The sequence below is a fragment of the Brevundimonas sp. CURTG3B2_SDJG genome, assembly GCF_057364705.1.
Genome location: NZ_JBNFOJ010000589.1, coordinates 1 through 578 on the forward strand (window position 1 = coordinate 1; position 578 = coordinate 578).

A 578-nucleotide genomic window follows, 5' to 3' on the forward strand; every position below is an offset into this window, starting at 1 on the left:
GGCCGGGCCGACGGGCGAGGCGGGCCTGTTCCTGGCGCTGGCGCCGCGCCGCAACGGCTGGCTCCTGGGCCCGCTCGTCGCCCGGGTCGTCGCGGACGGGATCACGGGCGGGACGCCTCTTGCGGACGCCGCCGCCCTGAACCCGCTCAGGTTCGCCTGATCAGTCCGCCGGGGGCGGCACGAAGCGCAGGTTGATGACCACCCGCGTACCCTCGGCGATCCCGTCCACCGTCCGCGGGTTGATGCGGAAGTGACGCGACAGCTGTTGAGCGGCGCGGCCGAAGCCCTGGCCCGCCGGCGTCTCCCCGGCGATATCGCAGACGACCACCGCGCCGTTCGGCTGCACCACGCAGTTCAGCGTCGCCGATCCCCCGACCCCCGCTTCGAGCGCCCGGCGCGGGTACACCCGCATCATCTGCTCGGCGTCGGGTTGCCGGCTCCAGCTCGGATTGCGGATGACCCGCGCCGGAGGCGGCGTGGGTTCGGCCGCCGGCGGCGCCTTGTCCACAGGTTCGACGACCTCGCGGTCGAAGGTCAGCGTGGGGCCCGGCGCCGGCTCGGCGTCGAGCCGCGGCGCG

The 578-nt window shown here is 75.4% G+C and carries 1 protein-coding gene; it reads right to left on the reverse strand.

Translation table 11 applies throughout. The annotated features are described in order from the left end of the window. Positions 1 to 160: 160 nt before the first annotated feature. The coding region (locus tag AC2W7C_RS18830) for a TonB family protein (RefSeq protein WP_486002701.1) at positions 161 to 578 on the reverse strand (418 nt) is incomplete at its 5' end.